This is a genomic window from Ktedonobacter racemifer DSM 44963 (genome assembly GCF_000178855.1).
Lineage (GTDB): Bacteria > Chloroflexota > Ktedonobacteria > Ktedonobacterales > Ktedonobacteraceae > Ktedonobacter > Ktedonobacter racemifer.
The window spans coordinates 247,850-264,131 of sequence record NZ_ADVG01000004.1; the positions used below are offsets into that span (position 1 = coordinate 247,850).

17 protein-coding genes are annotated in these 16,282 nt (G+C 53.7%); 2 read left to right on the plus strand and 15 right to left on the minus strand.

Annotation, left to right across the window (positions count from 1 at the left end):
• Positions 1-166: 166 nt before the first annotated feature.
• From KRAC_RS42595 to KRAC_RS42610, 4 genes are all read right to left on the minus strand, one after another.
• Complete coding sequence (locus tag KRAC_RS42595) at positions 167-1,621, minus strand: WD40 repeat domain-containing protein (protein WP_007918087.1); 1,455 nt, start codon at positions 1,619-1,621, stop codon at positions 167-169.
• Positions 1,605-2,177, minus strand: a complete 573-nt coding sequence (locus tag KRAC_RS63640; RefSeq protein ID WP_083815074.1) for an RNA polymerase sigma factor — start codon at positions 2,175-2,177, stop codon at positions 1,605-1,607. The genes KRAC_RS42595 and KRAC_RS63640 overlap by 17 nt, the downstream gene beginning before the upstream one ends.
• A gap of 401 nt (positions 2,178-2,578) precedes the next feature.
• Entirely contained in the window at positions 2,579-3,544 is a 966-nt protein-coding gene (locus tag KRAC_RS42605; protein WP_007918089.1) for an LLM class flavin-dependent oxidoreductase, read from the minus strand.
• A gap of 179 nt (positions 3,545-3,723) precedes the next feature.
• Positions 3,724-4,020, minus strand: coding sequence for a group II intron reverse transcriptase/maturase (locus KRAC_RS42610; protein WP_075164532.1), 297 nt, complete (start codon positions 4,018-4,020; stop codon positions 3,724-3,726).
• A 53-nt stretch (positions 4,021-4,073) separates the two neighbouring features.
• Between KRAC_RS42610 and KRAC_RS80155 the strand changes: the two genes are divergently transcribed.
• Positions 4,074-4,319 carry an integrase core domain-containing protein gene (locus KRAC_RS80155; protein ID WP_075164533.1) on the plus strand — a complete coding sequence of 82 codons (246 nt, stop codon included), beginning with the start codon at positions 4,074-4,076 and terminating at the stop codon, positions 4,317-4,319.
• A gap of 191 nt (positions 4,320-4,510) precedes the next feature.
• On the opposite strand, the gene KRAC_RS42620 is transcribed toward KRAC_RS80155, so the two are convergent.
• The 11 genes from KRAC_RS42620 to KRAC_RS42670 form a co-directional block, all read right to left on the minus strand.
• A complete protein-coding gene (locus KRAC_RS42620) occupies positions 4,511-5,332 on the minus strand; it encodes an alpha/beta fold hydrolase (protein ID WP_007918090.1) in 822 nt (273 codons plus the stop codon).
• 117 nt (positions 5,333-5,449) lie between these two features.
• Positions 5,450-6,559 (minus strand): epoxide hydrolase family protein, encoded by a 1,110-nt coding sequence (locus KRAC_RS42625; RefSeq protein ID WP_007918091.1) that lies wholly within the window; start codon positions 6,557-6,559, stop codon positions 5,450-5,452.
• 196 nt (positions 6,560-6,755) lie between these two features.
• Positions 6,756-7,145, minus strand: a complete 390-nt coding sequence (locus KRAC_RS42630; protein ID WP_007918092.1) for a VOC family protein — start codon at positions 7,143-7,145, stop codon at positions 6,756-6,758.
• The gene (locus KRAC_RS42635) at positions 7,135-8,412 is read right to left on the minus strand and encodes an RNA polymerase sigma factor (protein ID WP_007918093.1); all 1,278 of its coding nucleotides are present in this window, start codon (positions 8,410-8,412) and stop codon (positions 7,135-7,137) included. The genes KRAC_RS42630 and KRAC_RS42635 overlap by 11 nt, the downstream gene beginning before the upstream one ends.
• Complete coding sequence (locus tag KRAC_RS42640; protein ID WP_052569104.1) at positions 8,405-8,800, minus strand: YciI family protein; 396 nt, start codon at positions 8,798-8,800, stop codon at positions 8,405-8,407. Before KRAC_RS42640 ends, KRAC_RS42635 begins: the two co-directional genes overlap by 8 nt.
• Before the next feature lie 123 nt (positions 8,801-8,923).
• The gene (locus tag KRAC_RS42645) at positions 8,924-9,553 is read right to left on the minus strand and encodes a LysE family translocator (protein WP_007918095.1); all 630 of its coding nucleotides are present in this window, start codon (positions 9,551-9,553) and stop codon (positions 8,924-8,926) included.
• Positions 9,554-9,893: 340 nt separating this feature from the next.
• Positions 9,894-10,910 carry a glucose-6-phosphate dehydrogenase (coenzyme-F420) gene (fgd, locus tag KRAC_RS42650; protein WP_007918096.1) on the minus strand — a complete coding sequence of 339 codons (1,017 nt, stop codon included), beginning with the start codon at positions 10,908-10,910 and terminating at the stop codon, positions 9,894-9,896.
• A gap of 123 nt (positions 10,911-11,033) precedes the next feature.
• Complete coding sequence (locus KRAC_RS42655; RefSeq protein WP_007918097.1) at positions 11,034-11,612, minus strand: dihydrofolate reductase family protein; 579 nt, start codon at positions 11,610-11,612, stop codon at positions 11,034-11,036.
• A gap of 249 nt (positions 11,613-11,861) precedes the next feature.
• Entirely contained in the window at positions 11,862-12,809 is a 948-nt protein-coding gene (locus tag KRAC_RS42660) for an LLM class F420-dependent oxidoreductase (protein WP_007918098.1), read from the minus strand.
• Positions 12,810-13,120: 311 nt separating this feature from the next.
• On the minus strand, positions 13,121-13,939 hold the full coding sequence (locus tag KRAC_RS42665) for an IS6 family transposase (RefSeq protein WP_007918099.1): 819 nt from the start codon (positions 13,937-13,939) through the stop codon (positions 13,121-13,123).
• Positions 13,940-14,333: 394 nt separating this feature from the next.
• On the minus strand, positions 14,334-15,182 hold the full coding sequence (locus KRAC_RS42670; RefSeq protein WP_052569106.1) for an MFS transporter: 849 nt from the start codon (positions 15,180-15,182) through the stop codon (positions 14,334-14,336).
• 416 nt (positions 15,183-15,598) lie between these two features.
• Between KRAC_RS42670 and KRAC_RS42675 the strand changes: the two genes are divergently transcribed.
• Positions 15,599-16,204: a transposase gene (locus tag KRAC_RS42675; RefSeq protein ID WP_157507824.1), complete on the plus strand. Its 606-nt coding sequence runs from the start codon at positions 15,599-15,601 to the stop codon at positions 16,202-16,204.
• Positions 16,205-16,282 lie beyond the last annotated feature (78 nt).

Consider the following 16,282-nt stretch of genomic DNA (forward strand, 5'->3'; position numbering starts at 1 on the left):
TTGTGATCTTCGGTTCTTTTATGAGTGTACTTAATCAAGCATACTCTCATATATCTGCCATACAGTGTATGAGGTTCTAGAGAGAGATGCAAATTGTAGGGAGACGCTGTGTAGGGCGACGTGTGCTGAAGTACACGTCGCCCTACACAGCGTCTCCCCTCACGGATTACTCAGCTTGCCATACTTGGATGGTGCCACCACCACCAATTTGTGATGCAAAGATTACGCTTGAGGCGATATATTTGCCATCTGGTGACCAGCAGAGCGAACCTGGATACGCATTCCGATCCGCAGTTCCATGCTGACCATCGTAGGTGAAAAGCCTCTCGCCAGTCTGACTATCCCAGATCTCGATAGCTTTATTCTTAGCGAAGACGATACGTTTTCCATCGGGCGACCAGGAGAGTGCATAAGTGTGCTCAGGGCTTCGATAGGTAAGCAAAACCTTGCCCGTTGGAATACTGATAATCTGGATAGCCTCGCCAGACGTTTTTGTCGCATATTTATGCAGCGCAAGGCGTGTGCTATCGGGTGACCAGCTTATGTCTGGAGCATTTAGCGTAAGGACCGACTGCCAATCGGCTGTGCTCCTGATCACTGTCTTGTCTCCACTCGTAACTGTGATGTATTTGCCGTTGGGTGACCAGCTGATATTGTCAATCTGGTCGGTAGAAAGCATTTTTACTACCGCCCCTGTCCTGGCATTCCAGATTGTCACACCCCCTGTCGAATCTGCTGTGTTATAGCCACCCGCAAGATACTGCCCATCAGAGGACCAGGCAACCTGGCTAATGGTTGTTGTCGTATGCACCTCGGGGAAGTAACGAGTGAGCAATTTACCTGTCAGCGGGTCCCAAACCTGTATATCGCCAATGGCGGAAGCCAGGTGGGTACCATCAGGGGACCAGGCAACCTGTGTGGCATACACTTCACGGTCTACATACTGATTTGTGCTTGGCTCAGGCGTGAGTACAACCTCGTGGGTGCCTGTAAGGGCATCCCAGACGTGTACCGAGCCATATCTAATCGGGCCTGCCGCGACCGCGAGATGTTTTCCATCGGGCGACCACTTAAGCATACTTATCGAAATGTCATCGTCACTGTTCTTGCCCTTTTGCGGAAAGGTATGGGTATAAAGCGTTTTGCCAATCTCGGATGGCCGGGTTGTAGCGGCAGGAGTGTGCTGGCCTTGCCCAAAGTAGCGGAAAGCTACAATGTTGGCCAGGACGAAAAGGATCGCCGCGGCCAGTCCGACGAGAGTCCATAAGCGGAGCGGCTGGCGTGAACGTGCCTGTTTGCCGTTGGCGGCGACTGAATGTGGCTGTTTCTCCCGGGTGGGGGTATCTATTTCTTGCATTGGTTGTTCTCCCAGAGATGATATCTCTTCCATGGATGGCGCGGCTGGCTCTGTGAATTGCTCGCGAGCGGCAAATTCTGCCTGGGCAATTCTTGACCAGGCACGCTCCAGGATGGCTGCATCTTCTGCATAAATGGTCCGCAACGCAGCAATGGTTGGGGCTCCAGGTGTAGCCTCTTGCTGGTGTCCATCCTGGTCATGTAGGAGATCTTCAACTTGTTCATTGACACTCTCTGGCTGAAACAGGTCATCGTGATGATTCATGGGTATGCTCCTCCCCTCTAGCCTGTTCGTACATGGCGCGTAAGCGGTTAAGAATGCGCGATAGCAGCATACGAATTGCGCCATCACTTTTGGCGAGCCGTTGCGCAATGGCTTTCGTGCTCAGATCGTCTGCGAAGCGCAGCCGCAGTATCTCCTGGTGGAGTTGGGGCAGACTACTCAGGTATGCACGAAGCTGAGCATGATCTACGCTGCGTAGCACCTGTACCTCTGGTTCTTGTCCATCATCATGAATGAGCGTCTCAGCAAAATCCTCCAACGATACAAACGCTGGAAGGCGCCCGAGATGTCGATAGCGATCAATAATTTTGTTGCGAGCCACCCGCCGCAACCATGTAAGCTGTTCTTTCTCTCCCAGCCGCAATGGCGTCTCGTTTTGTATGACGACGAGAAATACCTCTACGAGGATGTCCTCAGCATCCTCAGGAGATATCAACGCGCGAATATAGGTCAGGAGGGCATGAGCATGGCGTCTATAGAGAGCTGCCACAGGTAACTCTACAGCGTAATCCATAGGTTGTTGTGACTGATGCATCATATTCCTCAGTTTTCAGAGATCTCACCTCAACAAACGACAAGCAGAGAGAAAATGCAACAGTCATGTTCCCAAACCCTCGCTTTTTGACGTCTTTTGGTAATTACTCAGGACTTCTCACCCCTCTCTCGCCAGGGGTAAAGGGTGTGTGGGCAGAAAGAATCTTACTAGCGATGCTTAAAGCTGCTCTCAGTAAGGCATATGAGCAAATCTGAACGTATTTCCCTTTTCGTCCTGGACATATCTCCCACGTATCTCGGCCTCAGAACCTCACTGAAGTCGAGATAAGATTCATCCAAACCGGGACAACTACAGTTGTCAAGTCTCGCTGAAACTTCTCCGCCGCAAAGTGAGAGCCTGCTCCCCGGCTACGAGGAGCAGGTTCTCTATGCCATTCCTCTTTCTTACAATCGTCCGACCAACCGCGCCAAGCGAACCCCCTCCTGGACTACGTCAGAGACTGGCACAAGGCTTAACGCCAGCGCATCAATGTCCGTGGCCAGCAGTTCCAGCACACGGTCCCTGATCTTGCCCTCATTGCCAAAAACCACCAGGCTTTCAATAAGTCTCTCTGAAATCGGATGGGTGTCTTGTTCTGTAAAGCCTGCCGCAATGAACATCTTGCGATAGGCTGGCAGCGTTGGATATATACTTAGAGCTTGCCGTCCCGCCTGTAACGCGATCACCCGATCTTCTGTAAAAGCCACTGGGACATGGGCCACCACTGGCGGACGGGGCCGCGCGGCTGCCGCGGCCCCTGCACTCAGAGCGGGAAGAGCCGTATTGAGCATATAGGGAATTGGCGTGATAAAAGGGAGGGCACCATCCGCTACTTCGCCCGCGAGACGGAAAGCCCCTACTCCGAGTGCAGAGACAAACAGGGGGACCTGCGATGATCCTTGAAGAGAGGCATCCACTGTAAAGTAGCGCCCCTGGTGATGAATCTCTCCTTGCTCCAATAATGGACGCAGCACCTGGATATATTCACGGAGATAGGCCAGAGGTGCATCCATTTCTATGCCGTAGATGCTCTTTGCCATCTGGGGCAATCCCGTCCCTCCTATTCCCAACCTCAGCCTCCCAGGGGCCAGGCTAGTGAGACTCAGGACTTGCTGTGCCATGAGAACAGGATGGCGCGACGTGATCTGCACAATAGATGTTCCCAATTTCAGATGGCTGGTACGTGCCGCCGCAGCGGCCAAGGTCGTCAGCACATCTGGATACCCCAACGGGCCAAAAGCGACCCACACATGATCAACACCTGCATCCTCAATCTCGACAATATTCGCAACCAACGTTGCAGGATCAGCTGGCTGCACGCTTATACCCACTCGTTCTCCCAAAGAACGAACTGCCGCTTGTTTTTCCACAGATACATTTCCTTTGGTATTGGAAAGAGATTAGATATCTACTCAGAAACCGTCTCTTTCATCAGTGTTTTGCTTGTGTCGCCTCTGAAAATCAAGAGGCGACGATGTATAGCGATTGATACCTATCAGATTCGAGAACATGTAATAGGGGTAGAGTATTAACCATACGAAAAACCACGTCAAGCGGTTTTGGCGAGCGAGAATTGCAAGATATATTGGATGCGGGCCAGTGCCTGCCAATTGTCAACGAAGCGATAGAAGTTCTGTAAGCCGCGATTGATGCTGCTGTACAGAGCTACTATCTGGTTGTTGTCCAGATGTGACCACGCTCCCTTTGCGGTTGGTTCCCCTTCTGCTGTACATATCTTGTGGTCATGCAACTGTTTGATGATTTTCTCGATAAGCGCTTTGATCGCGGTTTTCCATCCAGTTGATCGGCGCTTGTACAGTCTTGATTTTCCCGTAATTCGTGCCAACCGATCAAGGCGTCCAGTATGCTAATACAGCCTACATCAATCGACTGTAGGAAATGGGAGTCCGCATCAGCATGGTTGCGGTGTGCAACCCCTATCAAAACGCCTTTGCCGAGAGTTTCATGAAAACCCTCAAGATTGAGGAGGTTAACCTCAACGACTATCAAACTTTGGAGAAAGCACGTGCTAACATTGAGTACTTCTTACACAATGTCTATAATGGGCAACGGCTGCATTCCGACTTGGCATATCGATCACCAAACGAATTTAAGCAGATGTATTACCAAGGTCTGCTTTCCTGAAATGTCATCTGGAGTGGCCTTTGGGAACCAGTCCAGGGAGAAAAGGGCCTCAATGTGAGGATGATTCCCAGATTTCAGCCCTTTTTGCAGATGAAAATTGGCGAAAGTGGAGTCAAAGTGGTGAGAGCGCATCAACAAAAATGCTTAAGTTGACACTACCACTACAACACGCATCCCAGACCCATGAGCAGTCAGGCACTGGCGTATTTCTCCACTCGATCCAGCCACTCGCGCATAAGAGCGCGGCAGAGTTCATCCTGCTCGATATTGACGAAATGGCCTGCTTGATCGAGTACCGCGAACGTCGCTCTGGGATAGTTGTCCAGCAGATCCCAGGCGTCCTGATACCCACAGAGATGGTCTTGCCGTGCGGTCACAATGAGCGTGGGGCCCCCAAAGGAGATGGGCTGTGGGTCCACTTCAAAGGAAGAAGGGCCAGCCATCTCCAGTCGCGCGTTGAAGGGATGATCGGCACGCTTCACCTCCGCCAACACATTGCGTACCGCTTCGATGACCCTGGAGTTCTCTACGACGACGAGGTCTTCGACGAGTTGTACCTCCCCTGGCTCTAACTGTGCCAAAAGCTTTGGATTTTTTATCAGTGTGGTCCTCTTTGGGAGAGCGGTCTGGGAGAGATCTGCCTTCACTTGAGGTGCACACAACAGCAAGCCATCGATCAACGCTGCCCGGCGCGAGATTACACCACGGGCTAGGTATCCTCCATAGGAGAGTCCAGCAAGCACAAAGCGTTGACCGGGAATCACTGTGTCGATGAATGCCAGCACGGCATCGAGCATCTGATCATGCGTAGCCAGGCGATCCGCGCTTGGAGTGAGGCCTGTACCAGGCAAGTCAGGATAGATACGCAGCCAGCCGGTCCGCTGCGTGAAGAGAGGTTCCATGAGCCGTTCCATAATGTGATGATCGCTTGGCCGCCCAGGCAACATCACGATAGGTCGGCCCGCGCCGTAGGTTTCATAGAAGATTTCAAAATCTCCCAGGTCACATTTCATATCCTTGCCCTTCTATTTAAGTGAAAGATATTTGTGCTCAGCAAGCAACCGTGTCACAACGCGTCTACGAGAGGGATGTATTTCTCTCTCATGCATACCACGCACACTTCACTGCCTTTACCATAATTGCTTAAAGAAGTTGCGAATGTCGTCGATGAGCAGATCTGGAGCAGTTTGGGTCGCGAAATGACCGCCCTGGTCGTAGATCTTCCAGAAGACAATGTTCGTGTGATCGCGTGAGGCAAAGCGGCGGATCGCGGGATAGTCGTTGCCAAAGTGGCTCAGACCCAACTGGACCGTAGTAGGTCCAGTTGGCACGAACGTTGGGTGAGCAACCTCGTAGTAAAAGCGTGCTGAGGATGCTGCCGTGTTCGTGAGCCAATAGATCATCACATTGGTGAGGATGTAGTCGTCACTCACATCGTCTCCATAGATCTGATAGTTCCAGGCAAGCTGGCCTACTGGCGAGTCGGCCAAGGCATGAGCCAGGGTCTGGGGGATATTGGATTGGAGCGGATGATAGATTCCCCGATGGTGTTGCGACCAGTGGAATTTTTGCCACAGCTCCTTCTCTCCCAAAGACAGGGCATCCATCTCAGCTGGGTTACCAGAAGGCGCTGAGAAGATCTGCGTGACGTGGACCCCAACGACATGCTCAGGATCGAAGCGGCCTATCTCTGGGGAAAGAACAGAGCCCCAATCGTTGCCATGTGCGCCATAGCGATCGTAGCCAAGGCGGTGCATCAGCTCAGCCCATGCTCTGGCGGTACGGTACTGATTCCAGCCCACCTCGTGTGTGGGACCGGAAAACCCAAAGCCGGGAAGCGACGGGATCACCAGGTGAAACGCCTGGGCCGTCTCATCACCATGTGAACGCGGATCGGTGAGCGGACCAATCAGATCCAGGTAGTCGACCACCGACGTCGGCCAGCCATGAGTCAGGATCAGTGGTAACGCGTCATCCACCTTCGAGCGAATATGCAGGAAGTGGATATTTTGTCCATCAATGGTCGTCGTGAATTGTGGATAAGCATTGAGTTTCGCTTCCCAGGTTCGCCAGTCATAGTCCTCGCGCCAGTATGTGACCAACCGCTTGATGGGGGCGAGAGGCTCACCATAGTTGGTACCTACGCCAGGAAGTTCATTGGTCCAGCGAACACGGGCAAGCCGAGCCTGTACATCATCCAGGTCTGCTTGGGAAATCGCAATTGTATAGGGGGTGATCACTCTCTTCCTCCTCCTAATCTTTGGTGCGAAAGATAGCAACGAGTCCAATGAGCGTGTAAGAGGACTCGGAATTATGGTCGTATATCTTATCTAGCGACAAACCACCGTATCGAGAGCCAGGTGGAAACCTCAATGGTCTAAAGATTTCTAAGTGGGCGGCTGCATGCGGCGCATATAGCCCTATTTCTCCCACTATCTAGGATTCGATCGGTTGGTTGATCTCCCAGGGGTTCCCTTCGGGATCGGCAAAGTGCGCTGTGCGCAGCCCCCAAGGCTGATTGGTTGGAGGCCTGAGGAACGTGACGCCTTTTGCCTTGAGCACCTCATATGTGGCATCGACATTCTCCACCTCAGCAGCTAGCAGCGTCTGGGCTCCCTCCTTGCGCTTCAATGTATTGACCTCCAAGCCGATCAGGTCTGCGGCGGCTGAGACCTCCAGCAGGATCAAGTACAGGTCGTCCAGGCGGAAACTGGCAGAAACGGGATCGCTCTCTTGCAGCTGAAATCCTAGTTTCTCTCGATAAAAGGTCGTACATGCGGCCAGGTCTTGGACGAACAATACCGTCGCAATGATCTTATTTATCATATCTACACCTCTTTTCCTTTGTGCTCCCCTCATCTCCCTTCTGTTGAAGGCGCTGATGCAGGAGGAATTGTTCGGCTCGGTTTCCTGTGAGCGCAAGGGCACGCAACTCGGCTGCCTGAGCCTGCTCTCGCCGACCCAGTTCCAGCAAGAAGTTCCCCCGAATGGCGTGAAAGAGATGATACCCCTCCAGATCACGCGTGAGCGTTTCGACTTCGGTCAGTGCTGCTTCTGGTCCGGCCACATAGCGCAAGGCCACTGCTCGGTTCAGTTGGATGACTGGCGACGGCGTCATGCGTAACAGCAGATCATAAAGCGCCAGGATCTGTGGCCAGTCGGTCTCCTCCCACGACGTGGCCTCCGCGTGGCAAGCCACGAGTGCCGCCTGGATCTGGTAGGGGCCAGGACGACCCAGCGCCGCCGCTTGCTCAATAAGCGTTCCCGCCTCCGTCATCATCCCTCGATCCCAGCGTGAGCGATCCTGATCGGCAAGCAAGATCAGTTTGCCCTCGGCATCGAAGCGCGCATCGGTCCGCGCCAAGTGCAGACGCATCAGCGCGAGTAACCCCAGAGGCTCGGGTTCTCGGGGGTAGAGCCGCGTGAGAAGGACCGCCAGCCAGGCCGCATCTTCGGCGAGATCTCGGCGAGCAGAGGCGCTCCCTCGGCTGGAGAGATAGCCTTCGTTAAACATCAGATAGAGCGCCGCCAGCACTTCGCCCAACCGCTCATCCAAATCCTCATGATGAGGGGCATGATACGGGATACCAGCCTGCACAATCTTCTGCTTGGCCCGCCCCAGACGCCGCGCAACCGCCGCTTCGGAGGAGAGGAAGGCGTGGGCAATTTCTGCGGTCGTAAAGCCGCAGACCGCTCGCAGCATCAAGATCACCTGCGTCTCGCGCGAAAGCGCCGGATGGCAGCAAGTGAACATCAGCCGGAGGCGGTCGTCTGGCTCTTGCACCACCGGATGCTCCAACGCGGCGAGCTTCTCACGGTAGCGTGCATCGCGGCGGAGCTGGTCGATAGCGCGACGACGGGCGACCGTCAGCAACCAGGCACCGGGCTGAGCTGGAATCCCTTCGATGGGCCAGCGTTCCAGCGCAACCAGCAGAGCATCCTGAACAATCTCCTCGGCAACCTCAAAGTTCCCCAGGATACGCAGAAGGGCACCCACAATTTTACCCGCCTCTTCGCGGAAGACCGCACTGAGTGTGGCCTGGATTCCACCACTGGAGACAGGTGGAAGTAGGGTCCTTGGAGTATCAGACATGGGTGTGCGGCTCCACCACCACCGGCCAGATCTCGACCACATTGTAGCCTGGTGCGTGAACCGACCATGCCTTGGCAAGGCGCAACGCCTCATCAAGATCAGCTACCTCGATCTCAGCGACCCCTCCGATCACTTCCGTTCCCTCAAGGAAGGGACCATCAGTCACCAGCGGTTGCCCGCCCGAGCCAACGTGGACGCTGGTCACGGTATGGGGCAAATGGAGCCCATAGCTCTTTCGGATCTGAGAGCGGTGATCGTCTAACCACTGACTGGCCTGCGCTCGCTTGTGGGCAAGAACTTCTTCAGACAGCTCCTGCCACGCCGCCAGGTCCTGGGCATTGGTGCAAAACAAAAGAAGGTAGTTCATCAAAATGTCCTTTCGGTTCATGAAGTTGCTCTTCAAAGGATGCTCAGTATTTGGCCTTTATACATACGACGAACAGACTCGACCCGAAAAGGACATCCATGACAAGGAGTGAAGCCTTGCAATGGATACTCCATTCTGATTGAGTTATGATTTTTGTGAAAATGCAAGGCGGACGCCCAGTCCGATAAACGTTCCTCCAGTGAGCCAACGAAGCACCTTTGCCGCTCCCAAACGCTTTTTGATCCATTGCCCAAGAAAGCTCGAGAGAGAGGCAACACTTGCGTCTACAGCCAAGCCGGTGAGATTATATACCAGGCCTAGAATGAGCAGCTGGAAAGGAACAAAACCTCGTGTTTGATCGACAAACTGTGGAAGAAAGGCGAAGTAGAAGAATGCCACTTTCGGATTGAGTAAGGTGGTTAGACTTCCTTGCAAGAATATCTTTGCCAAACCCGCCTTCTCGCTACTTGAACTCACAAGCATTTCTTGATGGCTCAGGATGGTGCGTATCCCTAAATAGATCAGATAGATCGCTCCAACATACTTAATGATCTCATAGACAAAAGGGACTAGAAGAAACAACCCAGAAAGTCCTAGTGCAACAGCACTGGTCTGGATCAGTCCCCCAGTTGCGATCCCAAGGCTGGAAATCAACCCGGCAGAACGTCCCTGTCCCGTCCCGCGCGCAATGATGTAGAGCATATCTGGTCCGGGGATAACGCTTAAAAGAAATGCAGCTACAAAGAGCAGAAAGATATTGATGAATGAGGGCATTGGTGAGACGACTCCTAAAACCAGAGGAGGCGCACGAATTGGCACAGCGCCTCACCACGCCTTCCCCTGGTTTTCTGGCAAAGATGTTCCTAACAGCATGAATGCTGTCAATTACGAATACTTACAAGCTTCCAGGTCTGATATGTTGTCTAGGGTATCCAGTTCAAAGGTATCCAATTCAAAGGTATCCAGTTCAAGAGAATATGCATCTTTTTTCCTTTCTCGTGAGAGCGAATAGTGTTGTGAAGATCACCCTCTGTGATCTTCTATACATTCGACGAATAGACATGTTCCGAAAACGACATTCATGCAAGAAATCTTTTCAGCATCCGCCTCTAGATTATCCCCAGCGCTGTCTCAGGCGGGGGAGGATCTCTTTTGCGTAGAGTTGTAAAAAGCGCGACTGGTCGTCGCCGGGGGCGTGGAAGATCAAGTGAGTGAAGCCCAGTTCGATATAGGGGCGAATCTGCTCAATATGCTCTTCGGGATCACTGGAGACGAGCCAGCGCTTGTGGGCCTGGTCGGTTACAGTGACGGCTTTCGCCTCCATCTCACGCGCGTCGTGAATGTCAACTTTATCCTCTGCGGGCAGGGCTAACGCAGCCCAGATGCGCGTGTCCTGCAAGGCGCGATTGCGATCTGTATCGAAAGAAACCTTGACTTCGATCGTCTTCTCAATCTGTTCAGGATCGCGTCCGGCTGCTTTGGCACCTTCCGCTACTGACGGCAGCAGTTGATCACGATAGAGCGCATCGCCTTTGCCCGAGGTACAGATGAAGCCGTCGCCCGCGCGCCCGACGAATTTCGCCGCGACCGGACCGCCTGCGCTGATATAGATGGGGATAGGCTGATCAGGCTTATCGTAAATCGTTGCGTTGCGCGTACGATAATGTTCGCCCTCAAACGTGACCAGTTCTTCTGACCACAGGCGACGAATCAATTCAACCGATTCGCGCAGGCGCGCCAGGCGCTCTTTGGCAGGCGGCCACTCGCCGCCGGTGACTGCAATCTCATTGAGAGACTCACCTGAGCCCACTCCCAGGATCATGCGTCCGGGGTTTAGCACGCCCAGCGTGCCGAATGCTTGAGCGACGATGGCCGGGTTGTAGCGGAATGTTGGAGTGAGAACGCTGGTGCCGAGCAAAACGCGCTGTGTGCGCTCGCCCAGCGCACCTAACCACGCGAAGGCCTGGGGTGCATGCCCATCTGTATGCCGCCAGGGCTGGAAATGGTCGCTGATCCACACACTGTCAAAGCCGCACTGCTCAGCCTCAACTGAAAAATTGAGCAACTCTCTGGGAGCGAATTGTTCAGCTGATGCTTTATAGCCTAGTTTCAAGGGATGTGCCTGTGCCATACATTCTCCTTTGATACTTATCTCAAAACCGCTCTAAGCCGCAAAGCCCCTCCTCTGGCTTGTTCTCTGGAAGAGGTTAAAAGCTAAACTCCCCCCTAGTACTTCGCCACGACGCTTTGGGCTCTACAAGGTGTTGACAGGAGTGTCTGGTTTGTTAGGTTGGTAGCAAAGCAAGACAACACCCTTGCTCAACGTTTCGGTGTGAATCAGTTGGAGTCTGCTGGCACCTTTCCCCTCCTTGAAAAAGCGCTTTCCATTTCCCATCAGGATAGGATGCACCAGAAATCGATACTCGTCTATAAGACCGCTTGGCATCAGTGAATGCACCAGGGTTGCACTCCCTGCTATGCGAATATCCTGCCCAGGCTCTTGTTTGAGCCTGCTGACCTCTTCGAGGAGGTTCCCCTGAAGGCGTGTGGTATTCTCCCAGGGAATATTCAGAGGCTCAGATGAAACGACATATTTCGCCATGCTATTCATCTTGTCCACGATGCCCATTTCATTGTTCTTCGCCTGTGACCAGATCGGCGCCAGCATTTCATAGGTCACGCGCCCAAAGAGAAAGATATCTGAAGTCAGGACTCCCTCTTGAATGTATGCCGCCCTCTCATCACTCTCAAAAGGATGGAACCACTGATCCATCGTATTGGAATCAAAGACACCGTCGAGGGCAAGCCATTCTGACACAACAAGTTTTCTCATTTCCCCTCCAGTTGATGTAGCTTAGGAATTGACAGCAGTGTGCTTCGATGCCATTGTGTGAAGCAAGCCCAAGCTGGGGCAACAGCACTCTCTTCCATCATCTCCCAGTCAGCTTGGGTACCTCTTCGGACACCTCTCATTACTCACACTGTCATCATGATGTATACTCTTGTGCTTGACTGTGTTGTGCTGAGCAGGTGGTAGTGCTCAGCACCCACATACACAAACGATAGCAACCTTCTTGCTCTTTCAGCTGATGAAGGTTTGAGCAAACTGACGAATCTCATCCAGGTGGGTGGCATCCAGGAAGCTGATCACCAGCCCCTGCACACCCGCTTCCTCATAGGCAGTCAGACGCTGACGAATGGTCTCAGGCGTCCCAATGAGGCCATAGGACCCGACGTCACCGGGAAACACGGCGCCAGCCCAATCAGGGACCTGGGCTCTGGCTTGCTCATCGGTCTCACCGATAATGCAGAGCGTGAGGGCTGTCCGATGAATGCTCTCGTAGTCGCGGACAACGGTCTCGCAATGCTGCTTGAGAATGGCGAACTTGCGCTTGAGAGTGGAGAGGTCCCCACTCACATTACAGGCATCGCCATATCGTGCCACGAGCTTGAGCGTCACCTGCTCACCACCTCCGGCGATCATCATCGGGATGTGGGGGCGTTGCACCCCTTTGGGTTGATTGATCGCACCCCGAATCTGGTAATACTTCCCTTCAAAGGTAGCTTCTTCCTGTGTCCACATAGCCAGAATGACCTGCAACGCTTCTTGCAGCTGGCGCAGGCGTTCCGGGCCATCAAGAAAGGGGTAGCCATAGGCGTGATAATCGGGTTCGTACCAGCCTGCTCCAATGCCAAAGTTGAGTCGTCCATGCGAGATCACATCGAGGGTTGAAGCCATTTTCGCTTGTAAGGCAGGATTGCGGTAACTATTTCCCGTGACCATCTGGCCGATACGTACCCGTTTGGTATCGCGGGCCAGAGCAGCTGCCATGGTCCAGCACTCAAAGACCATGTTCTGCGAAGGGGGAGCCGTCAGAAAATGATCAGAGATCCAAACAGAATCATAGCCCGACTGGTCAGCCGTTTGCGCCAGATGGGTCAGGGTTTCATAGGCTTCCACCGGGTCCTGAAAGCCAGCCAGTTCGTGCGTAAACCCTTGGGGGAGAAAGAGGCCATATTTGAGTGTCATCTGTTCCGTCCTTTTTTCTTGGTGGGTAAGAGCGCTCACAAAAATAAGCACTCACTATGCAGCCAGAACCAGAGCATCGGTGCTTAACAAAAGAAGAGAGTTCATGGATTCTTTCCTTTCGTTCGAGCAATTGCCTTTCAAAGGATGCCTGTATTTGGCCTTTATCTATACGACGAACAGGTATGATCTGAAAAGGACATTCTTGATGAGGAAGGAAGAGACTATCAGTCACCACAGGTCTATTTCTGGATGTGTCAGAACTGAAAACACAGAAGATCACAAGGCGTGCTTCATCTTCAACCTGAATCTGTTTAGGCGACCAGCAACATGGTTTTCAAGGCATCCAATCGTTGGCAGAAGAGATGACGTTGGTCAGCGAGGGAAACATGTTGCTTTCTCGTGGTCCGAAACCGAAAGAACTGGCGTACCTCGTCAAATGCCCTGCAGAAGCGAGAGGCCGAGGTGAAGTTTCCACATCCACGCATCGGGTAATAGCGCTGTTTGATCCCACGATGATCTTGTTCCAGGTGGTTATTCAGATAGGCATTCCGGCAATGCATGATCTCGTTGCCGAGAATCTCACGAATCGCACGTGGATAGGAGTCATGTCCATCGGTCGTTACCCGCTCCGGGGCGTGACCAACCGTTGCGAGAGCTTGGCGGAAGAACTGCTTTGCTGCCTCCATATCACGTTTCTCACTCAGGCGTGAATCGACCAGATTCCCATCACGATCGAGAGCGCGATAGAGAGAACACCACGTTCCTCGCACGTTGATGTATGTTTCATCTACGTACCATGATGTCCCTATTTGTCCCCGCCGCCTGGTACGCAAGTGTTCTGCAAGCAAGGGAGCAAAACGAGATTCCCAGTCTCCGATCGCCTCATGAGTGAAGACCCAACCGCGCTCAAGGAACATCTCAGCGAGATCCCGTAGACTCAGTGTATAGCGCAGCCGCCAGAGCACGACAAGCAGAACGAGATCGGTTGGATATTCCAGAAAGTTGAAAGGCGTGTTAGTGCGCTCATTGAAGATATGGTGGCACCCTCGGCAACGGAATATCCGGTAGCCAAGTGTGGTTTTCCTGTTTTGTTCTCTCGTCGTTACAGACAGGCAATACGGGCAGTTCATCGGGCACGCCTCCCCAAAATGTTTCTGTGCTGATCAGTCTATCACACGCTAGCGGAACTTCGCTTAGAGTCCTGTTCTCAGTTCTGACGCATCCCTTTCACCTTCTCTCGACTTTTGAGAAGCCCTGATATCCATGCTCACTCTTCGGGGCAAAAGCTTGCTCTTTTGGGCAAAAGTTGCTCACCTCTTCGGGTCGTTTACGACTAAAGGGCCGAACCATAGCGTAAACAACTGACCCCCTGGGAGTCCTGTGAGAGGCAGTAAGCTCACCCAGAGCCGCACGTGCGGCGCGGCTCTCTGGGGGAAAACATCCAAACCGCAAGACGATTGCGCTTCTTCGTATCTCATACTCTCTTCGGCTTCTCACGGAAAAGCCTACGCAGACGCCTGGAATTTACAGGCGTAAGGATTGCTCCGGCGTGCCGTATGGCTCACTCTCCCCTGGCTCAGGCGCCTTCGCCCTTGGGCGCACTACAGCCCTTTCGCGCCTGCCGGGGAGCACCATGCCGACGATGGCTCCCACTCCTGCCAGGACAGCGCAGACGCCCATCGCCGGGACGAACCCACCACTGAATGCCTGGGGGGAGCCATAGCCTCCGATCCCGGCGAACACCGCAGCGGGGATCGCGACCCCGAACACCCCACCGAGAAAGCGTAACATGTTGAAGGTGCCGGACGCCTTGCCGATCTCGTTGGGAGCGACCGCGCTCACGACGGCAGTCTGGGCAGCTGGCATCGCCATTGAGACACCTATGCCAGCGACGATCAGCGGTACGACAAGCCCGGTGTAGGGAAGGTTAGGCCTGGCGATCAGCGCGATCCAGGCCAGCCCAACGGCTTGCAGTAGCAGCCCGCCAACGATGAGTGGTCGTTCGCCAAGCCGGTTGACGAGGGAACCGGCAATCGGTGCAACCACGAACAGCATGGCGGTCGAGGGGAGCAGTCGCAGCCCGGCGGCGAGCGGTCCGTAGCCCTGCGCGGTCTGCAGAAACTGCGCCAGGAAGAAATTGTTGCCATACAGCGACGCGAAGAGCAAAAAGCCGACCACATTACTCGCTGAGAAGGCGCGAGAGCGGAAGAAGCGCATCGGCATCATCGGCACGCGGGTACGCACCTCCCAGACGACGAAAACCACAGCCAGCAGAACTCCAGCCACCAGGGACGCTCCGACTTCAAAGCTACTCCAACCAGCACTGTTCCCGCGTACCAGCCCCCACGCTACCCCCAGGGAAGCGCCCGTCACCAGGAGCAGGCCACCTATGTCGAGAGCCGTGCGCGCACCTTATGTAAATGTCAAGAGGATAGTGGCTCATCCTCAATTTAAGTGAGTCTACTTGCTTGGATGACGGTTCGGTTTTCTGATAGACTCTCATCGATGAATAGATGTTGGTATATTGCAAGGGGACATCATCGATGAACCAGACTGACACTTCTTCTCCCTTTTTGCCTCTTCCTGATGGCATCGTCATTGCATCCATTCATGTGGAAGCGAGCAGAGTGATCGTTTCGTTTCTATTGCCTGCTCTCTTCCCATTGCCCTCTGCCCTCTCTGCGGACAGCCATCTGAGCGGATACATGGAGACTATGTGAGGACTGTGGCTGATTTGCCCTGTGGCGGTCGTCGCGTCATCTTGAAGCTTTCGGTGCGCAAATTTGTGTGTGGCACACCCACCTGCCCGCGCCGGATTTTCACGGAACGTCTTCCTGATCTGGTGCAAATCCTATGCCCGCATGACGAATCGACTCTCGGAGGCCCTCCAGGCGCTCGGTTTTGCGACCTGCGGGGAAGTTGGGGAACGACTCGCTCCCCAACTGGGGATGCAGGTTTCAGGCCCAACGCTTCTGCGGCGCATGCGCACACGCTCTTGTCCCGTACCTTCGTCCGTGCGCATCTTAGGCATCGATGACTGGAGTTGGAAAAAGGGATTGACCTACGGGACCATTTTGGTGGACTTAGAATCGCGCAAGCCCATCGAGTTGCTTCCAGATCGAACGGCAGAGACGGTAGAAGCTTGGCTGCGCACCCATCCAGAAGTAGAGATCGTGAGCCGAGATCGCGGCGGGGATTACGCAGCAGCAGCCAGAAAAGGCGCTCCTCAGGCTCAGCAGGTTGCCGATAGATTTCACCTCCTGGTGCGCCGCATAGGCGCGTATTCGATCCCTCTTGGAAAGAGGAGAAGTTGGGAGGTAAAGACTTCTGGGACGGGAACTTACTTGGCGGGGAAACCCAAAGAGGACAGTAGCATGTTCCAAAGGTGGGGGTAGCTGAAGGCGTTGATGCTAGTGCAAGATTACGAAACCTTTTCGGAAAGAGATAAATGTGGCTCATATGCACACCCATAA